This window comes from Labrys neptuniae (assembly GCF_040797145.1).
Lineage (GTDB): Bacteria > Pseudomonadota > Alphaproteobacteria > Rhizobiales > Labraceae > Labrys > Labrys neptuniae.
In genome coordinates, this window is record NZ_JBFNQD010000011.1 from 55876 (window position 1) to 78360 (window position 22485).

22 protein-coding genes and 1 pseudogene are annotated in these 22485 nt (G+C 63.0%); 13 read left to right on the forward strand and 10 right to left on the reverse strand.

What is annotated here, in order from left to right:
* Positions 1-5 precede the first annotated feature (5 nt).
* The 3 genes from ABXS05_RS25460 to ABXS05_RS25470 form a co-directional block, all read right to left on the reverse strand.
* The gene (locus tag ABXS05_RS25460; protein ID WP_367625785.1) at positions 6-977 is read right to left on the reverse strand and encodes an N-acetylglucosamine kinase; all 972 of its coding nucleotides are present in this window, start codon (positions 975-977) and stop codon (positions 6-8) included.
* A complete protein-coding gene (locus ABXS05_RS25465) occupies positions 977-1774 on the reverse strand; it encodes a DeoR/GlpR family DNA-binding transcription regulator (protein ID WP_367625786.1) in 798 nt (265 codons plus the stop codon). Before ABXS05_RS25465 ends, ABXS05_RS25460 begins: the two co-directional genes overlap by 1 nt.
* 286 nt (positions 1775-2060) lie before the next feature.
* Positions 2061-2942, reverse strand: coding sequence for a helix-turn-helix domain-containing protein (locus tag ABXS05_RS25470; protein ID WP_367625787.1), 882 nt, complete (start codon positions 2940-2942; stop codon positions 2061-2063).
* A 159-nt stretch (positions 2943-3101) separates the two neighbouring features.
* Between ABXS05_RS25470 and ABXS05_RS25475 the strand changes: the two genes are divergently transcribed.
* A complete protein-coding gene (locus ABXS05_RS25475) occupies positions 3102-4418 on the forward strand; it encodes an alpha-glucosidase/alpha-galactosidase (RefSeq protein ID WP_367625788.1) in 1317 nt (438 codons plus the stop codon).
* 101 nt (positions 4419-4519) lie between these two features.
* On the opposite strand, the gene ABXS05_RS25480 is transcribed toward ABXS05_RS25475, so the two are convergent.
* Positions 4520-5290 (reverse strand): FadR/GntR family transcriptional regulator, encoded by a 771-nt coding sequence (locus ABXS05_RS25480; RefSeq protein WP_367625789.1) that lies wholly within the window; start codon positions 5288-5290, stop codon positions 4520-4522.
* 271 nt (positions 5291-5561) lie between these two features.
* Between ABXS05_RS25480 and ABXS05_RS25485 the strand changes: the two genes are divergently transcribed.
* The 8 genes and pseudogenes from ABXS05_RS25485 to ABXS05_RS25520 form a co-directional block, all read left to right on the forward strand.
* Positions 5562-6542 carry a substrate-binding domain-containing protein gene (locus ABXS05_RS25485; protein WP_068281742.1) on the forward strand — a complete coding sequence of 327 codons (981 nt, stop codon included), beginning with the start codon at positions 5562-5564 and terminating at the stop codon, positions 6540-6542.
* A 147-nt stretch (positions 6543-6689) separates the two neighbouring features.
* Positions 6690-8219 carry a sugar ABC transporter ATP-binding protein gene (locus ABXS05_RS25490; RefSeq protein WP_367625790.1) on the forward strand — a complete coding sequence of 510 codons (1530 nt, stop codon included), beginning with the start codon at positions 6690-6692 and terminating at the stop codon, positions 8217-8219.
* Between the two features lie 12 nt (positions 8220-8231).
* Positions 8232-9239 carry an ABC transporter permease gene (locus ABXS05_RS25495; protein WP_367625791.1) on the forward strand — a complete coding sequence of 336 codons (1008 nt, stop codon included), beginning with the start codon at positions 8232-8234 and terminating at the stop codon, positions 9237-9239.
* 3 nt (positions 9240-9242) lie between these two features.
* Positions 9243-10178 carry an aldose 1-epimerase gene (locus ABXS05_RS25500; protein ID WP_367625792.1) on the forward strand — a complete coding sequence of 312 codons (936 nt, stop codon included), beginning with the start codon at positions 9243-9245 and terminating at the stop codon, positions 10176-10178.
* A gap of 15 nt (positions 10179-10193) precedes the next feature.
* Positions 10194-11825: a GMC family oxidoreductase gene (locus ABXS05_RS25505; protein WP_367625793.1), complete on the forward strand. Its 1632-nt coding sequence runs from the start codon at positions 10194-10196 to the stop codon at positions 11823-11825.
* Between the two features lie 63 nt (positions 11826-11888).
* Entirely contained in the window at positions 11889-13037 is a 1149-nt protein-coding gene (gene dgoD / locus ABXS05_RS25510; protein ID WP_311939682.1) for a galactonate dehydratase, read from the forward strand.
* Between the two features lie 14 nt (positions 13038-13051).
* On the forward strand, positions 13052-13828 hold the full coding sequence (locus ABXS05_RS25515) for an SDR family oxidoreductase (RefSeq protein ID WP_367625794.1): 777 nt from the start codon (positions 13052-13054) through the stop codon (positions 13826-13828).
* Between the two features lie 88 nt (positions 13829-13916).
* Positions 13917-14063: pseudogene (locus ABXS05_RS25520) on the forward strand (transposase); the annotation flags it as partial.
* A gap of 21 nt (positions 14064-14084) precedes the next feature.
* Here the strand turns inward: ABXS05_RS25520 and ABXS05_RS25525 are convergent.
* The 3 genes from ABXS05_RS25525 to ABXS05_RS25535 form a co-directional block, all read right to left on the reverse strand.
* On the reverse strand, positions 14085-15179 hold the full coding sequence (locus ABXS05_RS25525) for a nickel/cobalt efflux transporter (RefSeq protein ID WP_311939678.1): 1095 nt from the start codon (positions 15177-15179) through the stop codon (positions 14085-14087).
* A 12-nt stretch (positions 15180-15191) separates the two neighbouring features.
* Entirely contained in the window at positions 15192-15464 is a 273-nt protein-coding gene (locus ABXS05_RS25530; RefSeq protein WP_311939677.1) for a metal/formaldehyde-sensitive transcriptional repressor, read from the reverse strand.
* A gap of 117 nt (positions 15465-15581) precedes the next feature.
* A complete protein-coding gene (locus tag ABXS05_RS25535) occupies positions 15582-15746 on the reverse strand; it encodes a hypothetical protein (RefSeq protein WP_367625795.1) in 165 nt (54 codons plus the stop codon).
* A gap of 266 nt (positions 15747-16012) precedes the next feature.
* Here ABXS05_RS25535 and ABXS05_RS25540 point away from each other — a divergent pair, with 266 nt between their 5' ends.
* A complete protein-coding gene (locus tag ABXS05_RS25540) occupies positions 16013-16501 on the forward strand; it encodes a DUF2721 domain-containing protein (RefSeq protein WP_367625796.1) in 489 nt (162 codons plus the stop codon).
* Positions 16502-17051: 550 nt separating this feature from the next.
* On the opposite strand, the gene ABXS05_RS25545 is transcribed toward ABXS05_RS25540, so the two are convergent.
* Positions 17052-17978 (reverse strand): sugar-binding transcriptional regulator, encoded by a 927-nt coding sequence (locus ABXS05_RS25545; RefSeq protein ID WP_311939673.1) that lies wholly within the window; start codon positions 17976-17978, stop codon positions 17052-17054.
* A gap of 231 nt (positions 17979-18209) precedes the next feature.
* Between ABXS05_RS25545 and ABXS05_RS25550 the strand changes: the two genes are divergently transcribed.
* Genes ABXS05_RS25550 through ABXS05_RS25560 form a run of 3 tightly spaced genes read left to right on the forward strand, consistent with a single transcriptional unit; the run spans position 18210 to position 20553 of the window.
* Entirely contained in the window at positions 18210-19124 is a 915-nt protein-coding gene (locus ABXS05_RS25550; RefSeq protein ID WP_311939671.1) for a tagatose-bisphosphate aldolase, read from the forward strand.
* 14 nt (positions 19125-19138) lie between these two features.
* Complete coding sequence (locus tag ABXS05_RS25555) at positions 19139-20026, forward strand: ROK family protein (RefSeq protein ID WP_311939670.1); 888 nt, start codon at positions 19139-19141, stop codon at positions 20024-20026.
* An 11-nt stretch (positions 20027-20037) separates the two neighbouring features.
* Positions 20038-20553: a P-loop nucleotide/nucleoside kinase family protein gene (locus ABXS05_RS25560; RefSeq protein WP_367625797.1), complete on the forward strand. Its 516-nt coding sequence runs from the start codon at positions 20038-20040 to the stop codon at positions 20551-20553.
* A 4-nt stretch (positions 20554-20557) separates the two neighbouring features.
* On the opposite strand, the gene ABXS05_RS25565 is transcribed toward ABXS05_RS25560, so the two are convergent.
* Both ABXS05_RS25565 and ABXS05_RS25570 read right to left on the reverse strand, forming a co-directional pair.
* The gene (locus ABXS05_RS25565; protein ID WP_367625798.1) at positions 20558-21331 is read right to left on the reverse strand and encodes an SDR family NAD(P)-dependent oxidoreductase; all 774 of its coding nucleotides are present in this window, start codon (positions 21329-21331) and stop codon (positions 20558-20560) included.
* Positions 21332-21369: 38 nt separating this feature from the next.
* Positions 21370-22473 carry an ABC transporter ATP-binding protein gene (locus ABXS05_RS25570; protein WP_367625799.1) on the reverse strand — a complete coding sequence of 368 codons (1104 nt, stop codon included), beginning with the start codon at positions 22471-22473 and terminating at the stop codon, positions 21370-21372.
* Positions 22474-22485: the final 12 nt, after the last annotated feature.

Sequence of the window (22485 nt, forward strand, 5' to 3'; positions counted from 1 at the left end):
TATGGTCAGCTGCGGCCATTCCTCGCGCGGCTTGCATGTTCTGTGATCGAGGCGCCCAGGCGCTCGATCCATGCTTGATCCACGGGCCAGTCGAGGTCTTGCGCGGCGCGCAGCAGCGCACCGCCAATCGGGGGAAGCCGCGGCGGCATGGGAGAGCCCCCCACACGAGCCGTAACCTTCGCCAGTACATGCCCGCTGGCGAACACGCCGCCGGCATAGCTCCAGGATCGGCACGTCTTGGCATCCATGCGGCGCCAGGCCGCCTCGACATGGCGGGCGAGATGTTCGGCGGCCTCGTCGAGGATAGCGACGGCGGTGGCGTTGCCTGTCTCGGCCAGGCGATCGACGAGGACCGACAAGGCTGCGATCTGGGAACGAGGATGGGACAGCTCGACGTGCCATTGCAGCAAGGCGTGCGGGCGATCGGCCCAATCGAGCGCCAGGAAAGCGAAGAAGGCGTCGGCCAAAGCCGGTGCTGTCAGGCGTCCGTCGAGGGCCTGGCTGACGCGGGCGATCGTCTCCCGACCGATCCAGAAGGCGCTGCCCTCGTCGCCGAACGCATCGCCCCAGCCCCCGACGCGCAGGTCGTTGCCATGCTCGTCGCGGGCCCAGGCCATCGACCCCGTCCCCGCCAGGATCAGGACGCCTGGCCCACCGGCAAAGGCTGCAACATGCGCCGCTTCGACATCATTGAGGATGGCGTGGGATTGCCCAAGCGCCGACGCGGCTGCCTGGTTCTGGGACTGCGTCACCGCTGCAATCTCGCCATAGGCCGGGAGCGCCAGCACGGCATGGTCGCAGGCCTGGGCAGCCGCACCGGCCGCCCGGATCTGTGCCTCGAAGCCGGCGAGCCAATCGGGATTGTCGACCGGGTTGATGCCGGCGCCTTCCAGCCAGGTGTCGATCACGCCGTCCCGGCTTGCTGTCGCCAGGATCGTCTTGGTGCCGCCGCCGTCGATTGCGAGGATCCCGGCCATCAGGAAGCACCTGCCGGTACGTCCACCAGGGTGAGCCGCACGCCGACCTCATGCAGCTGCGTTTGCCAGTCCGAAGACAGGCTGGCATCGGTCATGATGCTGATCGAGGGGGCGAGCGGGGCCACCGCGTAAGTGGACATCACCCCGAATTTGCTCGAATCGGTGACGATGAAGCGCTTCTCGGCGCGCTTGAGCATGCGGGCGTTCAGGCTCGCCTCGGCGCTGTCGACACTGTAGATCGTGGCATCCGGGCCGATGGCGCTGACGCCGAGGAAGAGCTGGTCGAACCACAGCCGCTCCAGCATCGCCTCTGCTTCCGGTCCGACCAGGGACGCATTCTCGTTGCGCAACTGACCGCCGATCACGACCACGCGCAGCTTGGGCACATCCAGCAGTTCCTGGGCCACCAGGAGGCCATTGGTGAACACGGTCATCGGTATCGGATTGATGCGCAGGAGCCTTGCGAGCTGGCGCACCGTGGTGCCGGCATCCAGGAAGATGGTCGCGTGCGGGGCGAGTTTTTCATAAGCGGCTGCGGCAAGCGCCCGCTTGGCTGCCAGGTTCCGGCCCTCGCGCGCACTGAAGGCAACCTCGACGCTCGACCCCTCCGCAATGCGGGCTCCGCCATGAGCCCGGTCGATGATGCCCTGCTCCTCGAGGATCTGCAGGTCACGGCGGATGGTGGCGAGCGAGGCGCCAGCGGCATCGGCCAGGGCCTGAATCGTGGAGGGGCCATGCGTGTAGAGATGGCCGCGGATCGCATCGAGGCGTTCCAGTTTGCTCGACCCCTGAGACATGCATTCCCCGCTGCGATGGCAGGTCAAAACCCGCTCTGATAAAATCAATGAATGCCAATAAAACGACAGAGTCAATCATGATTATGATTTTTTATGATTTTATCGAGTCCTGATGGCAATGATCGAAAGCGCTCGGCAACGCTTCTTCGCAGGGCAGGAGCCGTGGCAAGCTTGCTCGGGCCGGTCGTGGAACGCCTCGATCGATGGCGGGAAAGCAGTCGAACGCCGCGGGGTCCGGGCCTCGGCCTGTCGCTCCATGGCTCGGATGGGCTCTTTAGCGTTTTCGTCAGCGCGGGGAGAGCTGGCTGCGGAACTGGCGGGGCGTCACCCCGGTACGGAGCTTGAAGACGTCATAGAACCGGCTGGCCGAGCCGAAGCCGCAGGCATAGGCCACGTCCAGGATCGGCTGGTCCGTGTCGGCCAGCAGATGCAGGGCCCGGCTGAGGCGAAAGCGGACGATATATTCGTTGATGGACATGCCCAGGACCCGTCGGAACGCCGCTGTGGCGGTGGTCTGATGGATTCCGAGCTCTGCGGCGATCGCGGCGATGGAGAGCTCTTCGCCAAAGCGCAGATTGATGATCTCGATCATCCGCTCGGCGTGATCGAGCGACGGAGAGCGGCCTTCGCGGCGCTCGCCGCCCCCGTCGCGCAGGGCGGAATCATCGGCTTCGAGTGGATCGAGCGCCAGGCGGCGCACGCGCAGGCAGGCCTCGTCCAGGAGCAGGCGCTGGCGGGCGGAGTCGGCGGCGGGCCATTCGTCGACCCAGCGCTGGAATGTGGCCGTGTCCGTTGGATCGATCTGCGCTGCTCTCAGGAAGGCACCATGCATGACGGCTTTCCGGATCGAGCCTGCGATGGGCAGCGCCATGAAGTCCTGGAAGGGGATGTAAAGGCAGATCAGCCTGGAGCCCGGCGCGACCTCGATGGCCCGGTGCGGGATCGCGGCCCAAAAGAGCGCAAGCCGCCGCGCTTCCACGGTTTCCTGCCGTCCCTGGAAGAGATAGGTCATTCGTCCTTCCAGCAGCAGGTTGAGCTCCACATGATCGTGCCAATGCGCCGCCGCCATCGCGCCGGCGACATGGCTCTCGACATGGAAGGAGCTGCCGTCGAACAGGTCGGCCCAACCGGCGTGCTCGTCTTGAAAGGCTGGTGATTGCCTCGCCATGGCTCGCGAACTCGATGCTTTGATTCCGGAATAAGTCGTCCGAAAGCCGGAAGACATCCTGTTTTCATGAATGGAATAAAGGCCGCCTTCCAGTCAACCGGCAAGCAGGATCTGCCCTGTGCGTCCCGGTGATGTCCCAACCAGCAAGGATGCCCTCCCTTGACCAAGATCTGTCTCGTCGGTGCCGGAAGCACGGTCTTTGCCCAATCGATCCTGAGTGACGTGCTCAGCAACGGTGTGTTTGCCGATTGCGTGATCAGCCTGCACGACATCGACGGCGAGCGCCTGAAGACCTCCGAGATCGTCGCCCGGCGCATCTGCGAGGGGCTGGACCTGCCGCGCGTGCGCATCGAGGCCACGACCGAGCGGCGCGTCGCGCTCGCCGGCGCGAATTTCGTCATCCTGATGATGCAGGTCGGGGGCTATCGACCCGCGACGGTGGTCGATTTCGACATTCCCAAGCGCTATGGCCTGCGCCAGACCATTGCCGACACGCTGGGCATCGGTGGGATCTTCCGCGGCCTTCGTACCATTCCGGTCCTGGAGGAGATCTGCCGCGACATCGAGGATCTGTGCCCCGATGCGCTCCTGATGAACTATGTCAACCCGATGGCGATCAATTGCTGGGCGATCGGCGAGATCGCGCCGGAGCTGCGCACGGTCGGGCTATGCCACAGCGTGCAGCACACCTCGGCGCATCTCGCCCGCTGCCTCGGCGAGGATATCGGCGATATCGACTATGTCTCAGCCGGCATCAACCATGTCGCCTTCTTCCTGAAATTCAACAAGCGCCACCGGGACGGCAGCACCGAAGATCTCTATCCCCGCCTCAAGGCGCTGGCGGCGGATGGCAAGGTGCCGCCGGACGATCGCATCCGCTTCGACGCGCTGCGGCGCCTCGGCTATTTCGTCACCGAGTCCTCCGAGCATTTCTCTGAATATACGTCGTGGTACATCAAGCGCGGCCGCGACGATCTGATCGAGCGCTACGGCATCCCCCTCGACGAATATATCACCCGCTGCGAGGATCAGATCGCCGGCTGGAACAAGCTGCGCGCCGAGCTCGAGGGTGGAGCGCCCGTGGAGATCTGCCGCAGCAACGAATATGCTGCCGGCATCATCCATGCATTGGTGACGGGCCAGCCCGGGCTGATCTACGGCAATGTCCGCAATCGGGGACTCATCGACAATCTACCGCCCGACTGCGTGGTCGAGGTGCCCTGCCATGTCGACCGCAACGGCATCCAGCCGATCAAGGTCGGTTCTCTCCCACGCCAGCTCGCGGCCGTGATCAGGTTGAGTACCAATGTGCAGGAATTGACGGTGCATGCCGCCCTGGAACGCCGGCGCGAGGCGGTCTACCAGGCCGCATTGCTGGATCCACATACCTCCGCGGAACTGTCGCCGGACCAGATCTGGCATCTGGTCGACGATCTCTTCGCGGCGCATGGCAATCTGCTGCCGGCCTATCGCTGATGTCGAGTCCCCGGAGGAGCCGCCCGACCGGGCTTCACCACCAAGCCCATCAATTCGGTTCTGCCGCCGTTTCCGCGGAGCGCGTCGGAACGTAAACCTTCTTAGGTTGGCGTCTTGGACTTGCGCAGCGCTTCGGTGATCTCGTCACGAGCCACGTCGATCAGCCGCATCATCGCCTGCCGGGCCGCCTCGGGCTCGCGCAACCGGATGGCATCGAACACGGCTCGATGCTTCGTGATGGCATTCTCGTGGGACTGGCTCGCCCGGTTCGTCAGGCGGAAGCTTGCCAGCAGGGCGGCGCGAATGGCGGTGGCGAACTGGCGATAGACCCAGTTGCCGCTGGCATTGATGATGGCGGTGTGGAAATCGAGATCGGCCCGGCTCCAGGCTTCGTTGTCGCGGGAATTGGCCTCGACCATTTCCTCCAGGGCATTGGAAATATGCAGCAAGTCCCGGGCGCCCGCATGGGCGGCTGCGAGCGCCGCGGCCGCCGGCTCCAGCAATTGGCGCGCCTCGATCAGGGAGACGTAGAACCGCTCGTCCGTGCCGAATTTCAGCACGGCGTCGAGCACGAGCGGATCGAGATAGTTCCAGTTCTCGCGCGGCAGCACCGTGGTGCCGGCCCGGGTCCGCGAGCGGATCATGCCCAGGGCGGACAGATACTGCATGGTCTCGCGCAGGCTCGTGCGGCTCACGCCCAACTGCTGTGTCAATTCGGCTTCGTTGGGCAGGGTCGCGTTCTCGGCAAACTCGCCTGAAACGATCTTCTCGACGAATTGCCGCAACAGGGCTTCCCGGACGCTGCGCTTGCCGTGGGCGGCGATCGGATTGCCATTGTCGGTCAGTGCCGAGCCGATCCTGATGTCAGTCACTTCCAGTTCCCCCCACGCCGCGGCTTCGGCACCGGCAAGGCTATGCGAGGCGAGCTGGAAAACAAAATCGCGCCAGACGCAACGCGGCTCGCCTCATCAAGGCCATCCGGCCACACATTTCTGCGCGTCCCGATGCGAGTCGAAAATAAATAGTATTTATCTTGACAATAATACGATTATTTTTATGGTGCCGCAACCAGGCATGCCGCGGCTTGCAGGCTCGATCCGGCGTTGCGGGGCTGGTCAATGATCAAAAGACGGGGAGGAACCGATGAAGCTCTCGAAATTCGCCGCGATGACGACCATTGCTGCCTCCATCTGCGCTGCGGCGGGCAGCGCGATGGCTGAAGGCAAGGATCTGAAGGTTGGCGCCATCTATATGGATGCGCAGGGTTTTTACGCCGGCGTGCGCAAGGGTATTCAGACCGGCGGCGCCGACGCCGGGCGCAAGCTCGACATCATCGAGACCAATGCCCAGGGCGACGTGACCAAGGAAGCCTCTTTCATCGACTCGCTGATTTCGGCCGGCGTCCAGGCCATCATCGTCTCCCCGGTGTCGGCCGATGGTTCCTATCGTGCGATCCGCCGGGCACACGATGCCGGCGTTCCCGTGGTCTGCTACAACACCTGCCTGAACGAGGCCGACATGAAGGAATATGTCTCGGCCTATGCCGTCGGCGATCCCTATGATTTCGGGCACAAGCTGGGCGAGGTCGCGGGCGACTATTTCATCGCGCAGAAGAAGGATGCTCCCAAGATCGCGGTGCTCAACTGCGAATTCGTCGAGGTCTGCGTCACGCGTCGCAAGGGCTTCGAAGAAGCCCTCAAGGCCAAGGTGCCCGGCGCCCAGATCGTGGCCAACCAGGAAGGCGCGATCCTCGACAAGGCCGTCTCGGTCGCGAGCACCATGCTGTCCTCCCATCCCGATCTCGACGCCTTCTTCGGCGAGGCGGGCGGGGCTACGCTCGGCGCTGCGCGCGCGGTCAAGAGCCAGGGGCGCGTCGGCAAGACCGTGGTGTTCGGGGGCGACATGACCACCGAGATCGCCCAGGAACTGGCCGACAACTCCGTCATCAAGGGTGTCGTCGACATTTCCGGCCAGGGGTTGGGCAAGCTCGCCCTCGCCCAGGCGATCAAGTCGATCGACGGCCAGCCGCCGGCGGGCATCAAGGTCGCCTACGACATCGATGTCTACAAGAGCGCAGCGGACGGCCAGGCCTGGCTCAAGGCGCATGCCGACGGCATCCCCTAAAGCGTTTTGCGATTTGGTGGAATCACCAAGAAACGCAAAGACGCGTCAGAACAAGGAGTTAGAGCAATTAAGCGTTCACGCTTGAATGCGCTTTGCTCTAGGGATCGCCTGAGGTCTTCCCGGTTGCGGCCAGGCAAGGATAGCGACATGACGCCAGCCATTTCCCCAGGCCCGTTGGCCGATGCCGAACGGGTTGCCTCCATCCGCAATTGCACCAAGCGCTATCCCGGCGTGCTGGCGCTCGACGACGTCACCTTCGAGGTGGCGGCCGGTGAGGTGAGGGCCCTGCTGGGCAAGAATGGTGCCGGCAAGTCGACTCTGATCCGCTTGCTTACCGGCGCCGAGCTGCCCGACAGCGGCGCGGTCGAGATTGCCGGCCAGGCACTCGGCCAGACCGGCTCCGCCCGCGCGCAGGCCGCCTTTGCCAGCGGTGTGCGTGTGGTCTATCAGGAGCTCAGCCTGGTGCCCGGGATGTCGCTGGCCGAGAATTTGTTCCTCGGCCACTGGCCACGCCAGGGCGGTGTCATCCAGTCGGCGCGGATGGAGGCCGAGGCCGCCGAGGCCATGGCAAGGCTCGGGCTGGACCTGTCGCCCAGGCGGCTCGTCGCCAGCCTTTCGCCGGCCGAGAGGCAATTGCTGGAAATCGCACGCGTGCTGATCGGCAAGCCCCGGCTGGTGATCCTGGACGAACCGACCAGCTCGCTTGCGGCCGCCGAGGCCGAGCGGGTGATGGCGGCGGTGACACGCATCGCGGCGGAAGGCATCGCCGTGATCTATGTCAGCCACCGCATGAACGAAATCCGCCGGGTTGCGCACAGCGCCACGGTGATGCGCGATGGACGGGTGATCGATACCGTCGACGTGAAGGGGGCGGACACGCGCCAGATCGTTCGCCTCATGCTCGGCTCGGAAAGCGGGCCGGCCGCACAGCTGGAGAACCGGGTCGCGGACAACACCCTGCTCGAAGTGACGGATCTCGCTTTGGCGCCGAAACTGTCATCCGTGTCCTTTCGCCTGCGGCAGGGCGAGGTCCTCGGCATTGCCGGGCTCCTGGGATCGGGGCGCACCGAACTGCTGCAGGCCATCATGGGCGTGCGCAGGGCCGACCGCGGCGAGATCCGCGTGGACGGCAAGCCGGTGACGGGCGCGCGCTATCGCCAGATGGTCGAGCGCGGCTTCGGCTACACGCCCGAAAGCCGCAAGGAGGAAGGTATCGTTCCCTTGCTCGGCGTCGACGAAAATACGCTGGTGACGGATCTTGCCGCCGTCAGCCGTCGCGGCGTGCTGTCCTCCAGCCTGATGGCGCAGGCGACCCGCCGGATCATCGAGCATCTCCATGTGAAGACCGCCCGCACCGACACCCCAATCGGCACTTTGTCGGGCGGAAACCAGCAGAAGGTGGTGATCGGCCGCTGGGTGCATGCGCGCAGCCGCGTGCTGCTGCTCGACGAGCCTACCCGCGGCGTGGACGTGGAAGCCAAGTCGCAGATCTACGCCATCATCCGGCAGCTTGCGGCTGAGGGCTGCGGCATCGTTTTCGTCTCCAGCGAGATCGAGGAACTGCCGCTGGTCTGCGATCGCGTCCTCGTGCTGCGCGAGGGCCGGCTCGCCGAAGAATTCACTGCGCCCGAGATCGATCAGGATGCCGTCATGGCCGCCTGCCTCACCGGACACTGACGAGGATACCCGATGTCACAGGACAGAACCGCAGGGGCTGCCGCTTCGAACCGAAGTGCCCGCGCAGGCTTCGATTTCTCTCGCCATATGAACGAACTGAGCCTGTTCGTCGCCATCATCGTGCTCTATGTGGTGTTCACGGCCAGCGCTACGGGCTTCCTGTCGTTCAACAACCAGATCAACATCCTGCGGGATGCCGCGACGATCGGCATTGCCGCCTGGGCTGCGACGCTGATCATCATCGCGGGTGAGATCGATGTGAGCGTCGGCCCGATGGTGGCCTTCGTCTCGGTGGTCCTGGCCTATTTCCTGCAGTGGGGCGTGCCGACAGTGCTGGCCTTCGCCCTGGCCATCGTGGTCGGCGGGCTCCTGGGCTCGATCGCCGGTGTGCTGAGGGCATTCTTCGACGTGCCCTCCTTCGTGGCCACGCTCGGCCTGTGGAGTGCACTGCGCGGCATCGCCCTGTTCATCACCGATGCCCTGCCGGTGTCGATCGGACGCAACGACATCGTCGACGCGCTCGACCGGCCGGTCTTGGGGATTCCGCCCGCCGCGATCATCATGCTCGTGCTCTTCGGCGTCTTCGCCTTCGTCAGCCGCAAGACCGCCTTCGGCCGCAGCGTCTTCACCATTGGCGGCAATGCGCAGGCTGCCTTCCTCAGCGGCATCAATGTCACACGCATCCGCGTCATGCTGTTTGCCATCGGCGGTGCCATGGCCGCGGTGACCGGCATCCTCCTGGTTTCGCGGCTGGGCTCAGGCAATGCCACCGCCGCGAGCGGCCTGGAGTTCGACGTCATTGCCGCCGTCGTCGTGGGCGGTACGTCGCTCTCCGGCGGGCGCGGCTCGATGCTCGGCACGCTGCTGGGCGTGCTCGTCATCACCCTGATCGGCAACGGCCTGGTGCTGCTGGGGATCAATCCCTTCTTCCAGCAGGTGGTGCGCGGCTTGATCATCGTCGTCGCGGTGCTGGCCAATATCCAGGCCATCAAGCGCTCCATGGCGCGAAACAAGGGCTAGAGCATGCCGGTTGTCGATCTCCAGCACGGCTCCCTGCGCGCGCAATTGTCGACCGTGGGCGGGCTCATACTCGGCCTGTGTTGGGAAGAGGAAGGCGTGCGCATTCCTCTCCTGCGCCCGGCGCCCTCGTCGGACGCCGACGCCCTGTCCTCGGCCTGTTACCCGCTGGTGCCCTTCGGCAATCGCGTCAAGGACAACCGCTTTCGCTTCGAGGGACAGGACCATGTCTTGGAACCGAACACGGATTGGGACAGGCATTATCTGCATGGGGAGGGCTGGCAGGCCGATTGGCACATCACCGCGCAGGGGCCGACGAGCCTTGCCATGGTGTTCTCGCATGCAGGAAAGGGCACGCCCTACGCCTACCAGGCCGAGCAGCGTTTCGCCCTCGTCGACGGCGCCTTCGAGATGCGGTTGGCGGTGACCAATCGCGGCAGCGCCCCTCTGCCTTATGGACTGGGATGGCACCCCTATTTCCCCCTGACGCCGGCCACGACGCTGATGGCGAAGGTGAAGGCGCTGTGGACGGAAGTGGAGGAGTGGCTCCCCGGTGAGCCCGTCGCCATTCCCGAGGAGCTCGACTTTTCTGCCCCTCGTGCCATTCCGGATCGGTGGGCCAATAATGGCCTGCAGGGCTGGAACGGCCTTGCCGTGATCACCTGGCCGGAACGGGACATGCAGCTCCGACTCGAGGCCGACCCGGTGTTCAGGCATGCCTTCCTCTTCGTCTCCGATACGCAATTCGATTCCTCCTTCCGGCGGGACTATTTCTGCTTCGAGCCGATGTCGCACCTGGCCAATGGCCATAACCTGCCTGACCTGGGAGATCTGACGGTTCTCGGGCCCGGAGAGACATTGGCCGGTAGCGTCCGGCTTCGACCGCAACGTCCTTCCGGCCGGCCGCTTCAGCGCGGCGATCATTCCCGTCAACGGGCCTGAGTCCTGGAGTCTGCAATGTCCGACAAGGGGCAGTTCGATTTCATCATCGTCGGGGGTGGCAGCGCGGCCTGTGTCGTCGCCTCCCATCTCGTTGGGCAGGCCAAGGCGCGCGTGCTGCTGATCGAGCGCGGACCGGCGAAGGCCAGCCCGATCATCGACTTTCCGGCCGGCTACATGAAGTTCCTGGCCAAGGATACCTATCTGGCCATGCACAAGACCGCGCCGCAGCCCCAGCTCGACGGGCGCGGGCCGATCGTGCCGCAAGGGCGTGTGCTCGGGGGCGGCAGCACCGTCAACGCCATGGTCTATATGCGCGGCCAACCCGGCGACTATGCGCGCTGGAACGCAGCCGTGACCGCGCCGGGCGCTGTCAATGACGGTGCCTGGTCTTATGAGGACATGCTGGCCTATTTCAAGGCGCAGGAGGACAATGACCATCTGGCCGGTGCCTTCCATGGTGTCGGCGGCCCGCTCAAGGTCTCGCATCTCGGCCATACCAGCCCGATGACTCGGACCTATGTGAAGACGTTGCAGGGCATGGGCATTCCCTACAATCCGGATTTCAACGGCGCTTCCCAGTTCGGTGTCGGCTTCATGCAGCACACCATCGACTGGGCGACCCGCCGTCGCTGCAGCGCCGTGACGGCCTTTCTTGCCCCGGTGATGCGTGATCCCCGCCTGACCATCGTGACCGATGCGACGGTGACAGGGCTCCGCATCGAGCAGGGCCGTGCGGTCGGCGTCGACTATCTGCAGGGCGGGAGCCACCACAAGGCCGACGCCGGTACCGAAGTGATCTTGGCGGCGGGGGCCTACCAGACGCCGAAACTGCTGATGCTTTCGGGCATCGGTCCCGAGGACGAGCTCTCCCGCCATGGCATTGCTGCCAAAGTGGTGCTGCCCGGCGTTGGACGCAATCTCCAGGACCATTACGAGTGTCCGGTCGTCGCCACCACCCGCGGGAGCTTTGGTTATTACCAGCAGGACCGGGGCTGGCCGATGATCAAGGCCGGCCTGCAATATCTGCTGTTCGGCACGGGGCCGGCCTCGACCACCGGCGTGGAAACCTGCGCCTTCTTCGATCCGACCGGGAGCAGTGCCGAACCGACCATCCAGATGTTCTGCGTGCCGACAGTCTATCTCGACAGGGACGTGATGGGCACCGACCCCGGCGATGGTGTCACCATCAATTCGCTGCTGCTGCGTCCCAGGGCGCGCGGCCGCGTGACGCTCGCCAGCGCCGATCCTCTCACGGACCCCATCATCGACACTCAGATCTTCGGCCATCCCGAGGACTTGGCCACGACGATGGCAGGATTCCGCTTTGCGCGGCAGGTGCTGGCCGCCGCCCCGCTGCGCGACTTGATCGACAAGGAGATCTTTCCGGGCCCTGCCGTGACGAGCGACGAGGCGATAGCGGCGCATTGCCGGCGCACGGTCAAGACCGGATATCACCCCGTCGGCACCTGCAGGATGGGCCACGATGCCGATCCCGAGGCGGTTCTCACGCCGGATCTGCGGGTGCGCGGAGTCGCGGGCCTCAGGGTCGTCGACGCCTCGATCATGCCGACCATCGTCAGCGGCAACACCAATGCCGCCGTACTCGCCGCCGCGGGGAAGGCTGCGGACCTCATCCTTCATTCATGACTTACGGCGGGCGGCCGGGGGCGAGGCCCGGGGCCGATCCCATAGAGATCATTGGATAGTGCCATGAAGATCACCAAGCTGACCACCTTCATCGTCCCGCCGCGCTGGATGTTCGTGAAGGTCGAGACCGATGAGGGCCTGTCAGGCTGGGGGGAGGCCGTCGTGGAAGGGCGCGCTCTGACGGTGGAGGCGGCCGTGCACGAATTGGCCGACTACATCGTCGGCAAGGATCCCATGCTGATCGAAGACCATTGGAACGTGCTTTATCGCGGCGGCTTCTATCGCGGCGGCGCGGTTCACATGAGCGCGCTCGCCGGCATCGACCAGGCCTTGTGGGACATCAAGGGGAGAGCGCTGGGACAGCCGATCCATGCGCTGCTGGGCGGCCAATGCCGCGACAAGATCAAGGTCTATTCCTGGATCGGCGGCGACCGCCCGGCTGACATCGCCCGCAATGCCAGGGAAGCGGTGGCACGCGGTTTCAAGGCGATCAAGCTCAACGGTTCGGAAGAGATGCAGATCGTCGACACGCATGACAAGATCGACCGGGCGGTGGCGACCATCGCCACCGTGCGCGAGGCGATCGGGCCCCATATCGGCATCGGCGTCGATTTCCATGGCCGCGTCCATCGCCCGATGGCCAAGGTGCTGGCCAAGGAGCTTGACCCCTACAAGCTCCTGTTCATCGAGGAGCCCGTGCTGTCCGAACACAAGGAGGCTCTCAAGGAGATCGCCAATCATTGTTCCACCCCGATCGCACTCGGTGAACGGCTCTATTCGCGTTGGGACTTCAAGGGCGTGCTGGCGGACGGCTATGTCGACATTCTCCAGCCCGACCTGTCGCATGCGGGAGGCATCAGCGAGTGCCGCAAGATCGCAACCATGGCGGAGGCCTATGACGTGGCGCTTGCGCCGCACTGCCCGCTGGGTCCGATCGCACTCGCGGCCTGCCTGCAGGTCGATGCCGTCAGCTACAATGCCTTCATCCAGGAGCAGAGCCTTGGCATCCATTACAACCAGGGCAACGACATTCTCGACTACATCTCCAACAAGGAGGTGTTCCATTATGAGGACGGCTTCGTCTCCATCCCGCAGGGGCCGGGCCTGGGGGTCGACGTCAACGAGGACTATGTGATCGAGCGGGCCCGGGAGGGGCATCGCTGGCGCAACCCAGTCTGGCGCCATGAGGATGGCAGCCTGGCCGAATGGTAGGGGGCATGGGCGGGATGACGGGTCGGCTTACAGGCAAGCGTATTCTGGTGACGGGTGCCGCCCAGGGCATCGGGTTGGCGATGGTCCGGGCTTTCCTGGACGAAGGGGCAGGCGTTTTCCTGATCGATCGGGACGAGGCGCTTCTTGCCGGTGTCGGTAACGAATTGACGGGGCAGGGCGCGCCGATCGCTCACCGGGCCGTGGATATCACCGACGAGCAGGGTATTGCGCGTGCCGTTTCACAGGCCGCCTCGACGATCGGCGAGATCAACGCCCTCGTCAACAATGCCGGCATCAATGTTTTTGCCGAGCCGTTGCAGACGACGGACGAAGAGTGGCAGCAATGCTTCGACATCAACCTCAAGGGAGCCTGGAACTGCTGCAAGGCGGTCCTGCCAGGGATGATTGCAGGCGATGGCGGCGTCATTCTGAACATTGCCTCGACGCACGCCTTCACCATCATTCCCCATACCTTCCCCTATCCCCTGGCCAAGCACGCCTTGCTCGGCATGACCAAGTCGCTGGCGCTGGAATATGCCGGGCGCAACGTGCGGGTGAACGCGCTCGCGCCTGGCTATGTCTCCACCCAGAAAGTGATCGACTACTGGAACAGCTTCCCCGATCCCGAGGCCGCCAAGGCGCAGACGCTGAAGCTGCATCCGGGTGGGCGTATCGCCACGCCTGAGGAAATCGCGCTTGCCGCGGTGTTCATGATCTCGGACGAATGCCCGTTCATGAACGCAGCCTGCCTGACCATCGATGGCGGCCTCAGCGTCCAGCAGCATCCCTGAGCAAAGAGCTTCCAACGGTATCGTTTGGGTTCCGGTGAGGGCGCATCCCTGCGGCTGATCTACTCCCAGGAAACAGGACCGTTTTGAGCTGGAGTTTTCCGCGGCCGAATCCCTAGGCTGGGAGGAGCGGAGGACAACGAAGGCAAGCAGGTTTTCGGAGACCCAGAAGGCGTTCATTCTCAAGCAGGGTACCGATGGTGTGACGGTGGCGGAGATCTGCCGTCGGGCTGGGATCAGAAGACAGATCCGCTTGGATTCACGCCGGCAAAGCGTGCAAGCCCGACCAGGCCATGTAGAGACCCACACAGAATATCACGGCGGCCGAGGCATAAGGTGCGCGCGTGGCAAAGGCCGAGAACCCGGACCAGCGCTTTTCGACATGCCGGATGCTCAGCGCTGCCAGCACACCGGCGGAAACCATGGTGACGGCGAGCCCGATGCTGAAGCAAAGGACCAGCAGGAAGCCCAGGGAGAGCTGCTTGAGCTGAATACACAGCAGCAACACGGTGATGGCAGCCGGGCAGGGGATGAGCCCGCCTGTCAGGCCAAACATCACGATTTGCCCCGTGGTTACAGTACGACCGGCGAAGCGACGACGAATATCCTCGGCATGGGCGCGCGCATGGGCGTCCTCCTCTGCGCCAAGATCCGTGTGCTCATGCCCATGGTCATGCTCATGCTCGGTGAATTCCAGGGGAAAGCTGTGCAGGTGATCCCCATGCCCCAGATTGAGGGCGGCGGAAAAGGCGTGCGGCTCCGGGATTTCCTCGGTGCTTTCGAGATAGGCGCCGCGATCGGCCATTTGAAAGACCTGGCGCGCACCATCCGGACGGATGGTTTCGACGGAGACCTCATGGGCGGGAAATCGCTCGCCCTTTTCGAAGCTCAGCCGCCAGCGCGGCGGCACGCCGTCCTCGAACACCTCGAGGGTGACCGTGCCATGGCCGATGTTGATGTGCCGCACCTCCTCACCATGGTGGTGATGATCGTGATCGTGGCTATGGTGCTGCTCGCGCCAGGTGCGCCAGAACATCCAGGCGGCGATGAGGACGATCAGGATCGCCGAAGCCACCTGGAAATAGGGCTCCGTTGCCTCGCTGCTCCAATTGCGCCCGAAATATTGTCCGAGCAGCGCGACCGCCCAGACGACGGCGGTATGGGAGATTGTCGCCGACAGGCCGAGCAAGACAGCCTGAGTCACGGTACCTCCGACCGCAATGATGAAAGCCGCCATCATCGTCTTGGAATGTCCCGGCTCTAGGCCGTGCAACGCTCCCAGAAGGATGGCACTGGGGATGAACAGCCAAAGGTTCGTGGAACCTTGCTGAAGCATGTCGGAGATCGAAACCACGTTCGGGTCTTTCTATTTGATATAGGTCCGCAAGACCTCGATCAATTCGGCCGCTCCCTGCGCCTGGCTGGAGTTTTCCTTGTCCGGATCCACGATGTGATGGCGGATATGGTCTTCCATGACCTCGGCGGTCAGACCATTCACCGCGCCACGCATGGATGCGACCAGCATCAGCACATCCGCGCAGCCCAGTTCCTGTTCGAGCGCTCGTTCGAGCGCCTCAGCCTGGCCCTTGATACGGCGAACCCTGGCGATGAGCCGGGTTTTTTCCTTGATCGTATGCATGGCGAACCCCAGCAAAAATATGATAGGGGGGTACCCTATAAGAGAGCCCAACGCAAGCCCGGTGTTGAGCAAGACGGGCTGGCACCGTCCAAAGGCGCCCACGCCCGAGTAGGGCAGTCACTTGTCGAACCTCGCTGCGGCAGCGATGGCATGGCTGTTGTCCTGATGCTGGCGCCTGCGGAAGAGCTCGCAGCTCCACCAGCCCGTATACCCGGCGGCCTTATCCGCATCGACCCCGCCTTTTAGATCGAGAATGCTGCTTCCCGTGCGAACATCGCCCAAGGCGGTTTCATTCAGGATGTTGGCGGCATAGGGCAGGGGAATCGCATGGATGCACGCCGTAGATGAGATCCTTGTCCAGCCGGGCGATCCGATCCGGGAGGCGCCTGCAGTGAAGACATGCCAGAAAGGAGCAAAAAGCCTCGGTCAGGCGGATTCGAAGGAAGTGATTGAGGCAGCAATAGACCTATTATCGATTGCTGCGTAGTTTGCCAAAGTCCGCCTTTCGCGACCTTGGGACATTTTACTTCAGAACAGGATGCAGAGCTATGTCGTCGGATTTCTATATATGGCTTAGCGACGCTGCATTGAGAATCACTAGCGTACGCTTCTCCCTGATCGCGCCACAGGCGTTGGCACCGGCTTTTCTACTGCTTGCAGTTGCCGCCTTTCTGACTCTTTTGATGAACCGCCTTTGGCGTGTCAGCGATCGCATCCGTGAGCTCGAGGAAAAGAAGCTGGCGCATCTCGACGGGCAGGATCGCGCTCTCCTGGCCAAGTGGCTGGCCCGGCGGGGGCGCCTGCTTTATCGCGGCATCCGCTCGATCGTCGCTGCTGGCATCTGTGTGGCAACAGTGATTCTGATCGTATTCTTCAACGCCCTGGTTGGTATGCAGCGCGAATGGGGGGCTTCCCTCCTGTTCGTCATATCGATCGTGCTGTTTGCGCACGCACTGATATGCCTGTTCCGCGAAATCAACGTCGCCATCAAGGATTTCGACAGACGTTACCGACATTCGGCGTTTTTCGAATCTTAGAATTGTCTCCCCCGAGACCAAGCTCCGATGATCGGAACTTCATTATTTACGATCATGAATTGCATCGAGCTCATATTACATGAGATTTGGCTCAAATTATTTCACAAATTCTTGTAATAAATGCAACTTGATCGAAGTATTTGCGACTCACGGCCGCCTCTTTGCGAAAAAGAAGCTCCCTGCTTCGGGGAAGGGAGCTCGAGCCGGGTCGCCTCGCAGAGGCATCTGCATCACAGGCCATGGTTCGGACCGAAAGCGACGTCGGTAGCAATGCTGCCTCTTGGCAGCTTCGTGGCCGTCCGCGCCGCTCTCGGTTTTCTCGCCGGCCAGCCATTGCTCCAGAAGTTCCGGATTTTCGTGGATACGCTTCTTGGCCGCACCTATAGGTTCCGCGCCACCCGCCTCTATTTAGGACCGGAAATCGACCCCGGTGTTCCCTGGACCTGGCAATGGGAGAAGCGGAGCCGATAGCTCCGGCCCATCGTTAAGAAAAAGAAGCCAAGCTTCCGCTGCAATAGCGTGCTTCTAGGCTCGTGGGGTTTCCTCTCCTTCATGCTTGCAGTTCGCCGAGGATGGCCTCGGCGGTGGCTACATCCGTGACGACTGCATTGATCAGTTTTGCTCTGACCGCGCCGATGACTGCCTTCGCCTTTGCGGGTGATACGGCAACGCCGATGACGAGTGGCACGGCCCGCATTTGGGCCGGCGAAACGGCGATCAGGCTGTTGTTGCCATCCCATGGCAATATGGTGCCGTCCTCGTCGAAATAATGCCGGATGACATCCCCCGCGACATGGGTGAGGGCCCGTTCGCTGGACGTAACGGTGCCGGCATGGATGGGGTCGACGGTATGCGGCAGTCCAACCCCCACCAGGGCAACGTCGATATGGTCCCAAAGGGTAATGAGCTCGCGGACGGCAGGATCGCTCACAAAGGCATCGCGATACTGAGGGGCCGGCAAATAGGGCGCAAAGATGAATTTTGGTTCGCCACCAAGCTGTTCGGCCGCCTGGCGCACGAACTCGTTGATCTGGAAATGTGGCGCTGCTTGCTGGATACCGCCCGTTGCAGGCACCGTGATCACGCCGGGAATACGCGGCAGACCGGCTCGGATCACGCCGCGCACCGCTCGGCCCCAACCAATGGCGAGAACAGAGCCATCCTTCAGCCCCGCTTCCTTGAGAAGCGTGCCGACCGGCTGGGCAAGCGAATCCAGCAAGCCAATTTCAACGGTGTCCACCACGGCGGCTTGCTTGAGGCCGAGAGCGTTAATCAAGTCGCGCCTGATCTCCTCTGGCGCAACGAAGTCGCGAATCTCGATGCGCACGATCCCTTCCTCCCGCGCTCTTCGAAGCAAGCGGGAGATGGTGGCGGTCGAGAGTTGCAGGCGCCGTGCGATCTCGACTTGTGAGAGATCCGATTCATAGTGCAGGCGCGCCACCAGATGCAGCGTCTTACGCGTGGCCGACCCATCCATGGAAGCATTCTCAGACAGGTTGCAATTCCTTTCAGAAATATGTTACACGTCACTTTGTGAAACAAGAGGCATCGCGTTCTTTCAGGCAGGACACGAGCCGTGCAGCATATTTGCGTCTTGTTCAACGCAAATCGATCAGAGCCGCAGGTCTCTTACGTCGTTGCAAGCGTAAGGGCATGGTCAAACGCGTCCGGCGCTCGGCCGTGAGCACAGATATTAGGAGAGGGTCTCATGACCAGGATGACGACGTCGGAGCTTCGCGGTTACCAGCAGATCTGCGCCCCCAATGGAATGATGATGGTTATTGCCTGCGACCAGCGTGGCGGCATGCGCTCCTTGTTGGCGAACGACCCGGCCGAACAGGCCAAGATCAGTGACGCGACGCTGGGCGAAACCAAATCCGACATCGTCCAATATCTGGCGAGTGCGGCTTCCTGCGTGCTGCTCGATCCGATCTGTGCCGTCCCCAAGGTGGTGGATGACGGCGTACTTGCCCGCGATGTGGCCCTCCTGATCGGCCTCGATGCGTCTGGGTTCGACAAGACGCCGGAAGGCTATCGCTTGTCGCGCCTGGTTCCTGGAATCGATGCCCGCCATGTGCGCGCGATGGGGGGCACGGGCGGCAAGATCATGGTGTATCTTCGTGCGGATCGGCCCGAGGCCAATATCCATAACATCGACATTCTGCGCCGTTGCATTGAGGACTTCGCGCGTGAAGATCTCCTGCTGGTGGTCGAATTCCTGACCTATGAACTGCCGGGTGAAAGCCGCGAGGACTATGTCGCCAAGGTGCCCGAACTGGTTCTGGAGGGAACCAGGATCTGTCTGGACTGCGGCTCGAAGGTCTTGAAGCTGCCCTATCCGGGCACGGCGGAAGCTTGTGCCGGCGTCACTCGTCTCGCCGGTGCGGTACCATGGGCGGTTTTGTCGGCAGGCGTCGATCACTCGACCTTCCTTGGTCAAGTCGAGACGGCCATGAGAAACGGGGCTTCGGGAGTCATTGCCGGTCGTGCCCTGTGGAAGGACTGCATCTCGCTCGACCGCAAGGAGACGGCCGACCGTCTCTCGACAATTGCGGTCCCGCGCCTGCGCGAAATTCAGGCTGTGGTCGCCCGCTACGCCGGCAAAGCCGCGCAAGCTGCCTGACGGGCCAGCCTGTCATGCATAAGCCCCCTTTGGCGATCGGCATCGATATTGGCGGAACCAATGTGCGGGCTGCTTGCATCGATGCATCCGGACAGATCCTGGAGCGCCTCGTTGAAAGGACATTGCGAGATCCGACGGCGCTGACCTCCCGCCTCATTGCCCTGATTAGGGCCCTCGACAGGCCTGGCATTACAGCGGTTGGCATCGGTGTTCCCGGGCGAGTCGATGCGCGCCGCAATCAGGTGCTCTCGGGCGGATATGTCGACCTGTCCACCATACCGCTTGCCGAAGCGATCGAGCGCGAGACCGGCAAAAGCGCCTTCATCGACAATGATTGCAACATGGCGCTTGTCGGCGAGATTGCCGCGGGCGCCGCCCGCGACTGTCGCCATGTGGCGATGCTGACGATTGGCACCGGTATCGGCGGCGCAGTGGTGCTGGACGGGACCGTGATGCGGGGGCAGCGCAGCGCCGGCCAACTTGGCCATGTGACAGTCGATCTTGGCGGCACCGTCTGCAATTGTGGCCGGATCGGTTGCGTCGAGACCACCAGTTCCGGCACGGCTCTCGGCCGCCATATCGCCGCCGCCGGACTCGCGGTTGGAACGAGCGCGGACGAGGTTCTTGCTCTCGCGCGCAGCGGAGACGCGAGGGCAACAGGGGTGATCGAGGCTTGGGCGGTGCCGCTCAGGGCTGCGATCGACAGCATTGTCGCCAGCGTGGATCCCGAACTCTTCCTGCTCGGCGGCGGGTTGGGCGCAACGGCATGCGCGGCATTGGAATGGGCCCCGGCCCTGTCGCCATGGTATCAATGCCCGGTCAGGCCTGCCGTTTTGGGCGATGACGCCGGTGTCATTGGTGCAGCATTGGCTGGAATGAAGGATGATCTGTTTTCGCCATGAAGAAGGCTATCTTGGTCAATGGCGTGCCGGCGACCGGCAAGAGTAGCGTTGCCCGCTTTGTAGCGGACGCACGCGGATGGCCAATCCTTGCGCTGGATAGCGTGAAGGAGCCTTTTTTCGACCATCTCGGCGTCGGGGATCGCGAGTTCAATCGCAAGTTGGGACGAGCGAGCTATCAGGCGATATGGTCGATCGTGAGAGATGCTCCCGATGGCATGATCTTCATCGTCGATGCCTGGTTCGGTTTTCAGCCCCGCGATGTGCTGGAGGCCCATCTTGTTCGCGCAGGGGTCGGCAGCACGGCGGAAGTATGGTGCCATGCACCGCCGGAAATCCTCGTCGAACGCTATCGCCAACGGCTCGATATGCGCCATGCTGGACATCCGGGCGAAGCCTTCCTGCCCGAACTTGATGCGCTTGCCAGGCGGGCGGAGCCATTGCAGCGCGGCCCGATCTTCGACGTCGATACCACGCAACCGCTCGATCACGAACGGCTGCTTGGCTGGATTGACGAAGTCGTCGGGTGAAGCATCACCAGATCGTGTAGCCACAATCCACCACGAGGGTCGTTCCCGTGATGGCACTGGAGGCGTCCGAAGCAAGAAACAGGATGGCCGAGGCGATTTCGTCCGGTCTTGCCACGCGCTTCATCGGCGTCATTTCCATCCAGGTCGGAAAGCGCTCGGGGTCAGTGAAGCTGGTGTTCGACATCGGCGTGTCGACATAAGTTGGTGCAACGGAATTCACGCGTACGCCCCGCTCGGCCCATTCACCGCCAAGGGACTTGGATAGATGATGCACGGCCGCTTTGGCTGCGTTGTAATGGGCCTGCCGCTGGGGCTTGTTGGAGATCAGGCCCGACATCGAGCCCAGCGTGACGATCGAGCCAAAGCCCCGCTCGAGCATCGGCTTGGCGAATTCCCGGCATGACCAGTAGACGCCATTGAGATCGACGTCGATGATCCGGTTCCAGATCTCGTCCGGAATGGCTTCGCCGGGCGTGTCAGGCCAGGCAATGCCTGCATTGGCGATGAGAATGTCGACACCGCCATGCTTGCTGTTGGCTTGGGCTGCTGCTTGGGCGACCTCGCCAGGCTTGGTGACGTCCAAGACCACGCAGTCAACCTTGTGTCCGGCTTCGTCGAGATGGGCGCGAGCACTGGCCAGCAGCTCTGCATTGTAATCGGAGATCACCACCGTCGCTCCGGCTTCCAGCAAGGCTTCGGCCGACGCCAGGCCAATGCCGCGGCCGCCGCCGGTGATGAAAGCGGTCCGGCCTTCGAGGCCGTATTTATCAAGGTACATCAGTGCATTCCTGAGAGCATGGGGATCATCACCCCACCCTATGCGGCGAGGGGATTTCTGCGCAGTGAAGGCAGCGCGGTGCCGTCCTGCCGAAAAAGATGGGCCGTGGCAGGCTTAAAAGTGATTGCAACGCGGTCATGTACCCTCGAGGTATCGGCACCATCGGCTTGAACGATGAAGAGGTTGTCGGGTGTGACCTGAACGTAGAGGAAGGTTTGGCCGCCCAGACGCTCGACAACCATCACCTCACCAGAGAGCTGTCCGCCCTCCGATCTTGTTAGATGTTCGGGTCTGATACCGAGCGTTAGCGTCTCGCCGCTGGCAACACTGCCGCCCGAGGCGGGCACGGTGAGGGCCGCGCCGCCCGGCAACGCCACTTTGACGCCGTCTGCCGAGACGCCGTCGACCGCTACCTCGATGAAATTCATCGTGGGCGAACCGATGAAACCGGCCACGAAGCGATTATGTGGGTGATGGTAGAGTTCCAGCGGCGTGCCTACCTGCTCGATCACACCGTCACGCAACACGACGATCTTGTCGGCCAAAGTCATGGCCTCTACCTGGTCATGGGTCACATAGATCATGGTGACGCCGAGGTCTTCATGCAGGCGCGCCAATTCGATGCGCATCTGTACCCGAAGGGCTGCGTCGAGGTTCGAAAGTGGCTCGTCGAACAGGAAGACCTTGGGCTGGCGCACCATGGCGCGGCCGATGGCGACCCGTTGGCGCTGACCGCCGGAGAGCTGGCGCGGCTTGCGGTCGAGAAGGTGGTCGAGATGCAGGAGGCGAGCCACGGCAAGGACCTTGGCATCCCGCTCGGTCTTGGCAACGCCGGCCAGGCGCAGCGCAAAATCCATGTTCTCGCGAACATTCATGTGCGGATAAAGGGCGTAGGTCTGGAAGACCATGGCGAGACCGCGCTCATCCGGCGGCACATCGTTGACGCGTGCTCCATCGATGGACAGGTCGCCGGCGGAAATCTCCTCCAGCCCGGCAATCAGGCGGAGCAGGGTTGACTTGCCGCACCCGGACGGCCCGACGAACACGCAGAATTCCTTGTCGGCGATATGAAGGTCGACGCCCTTGATGACGTCGACGGCGCCGAAGGACTTCCGGATGCCCTTGAGGCGGAGTTCTGCCATGTCGTGTCCTCA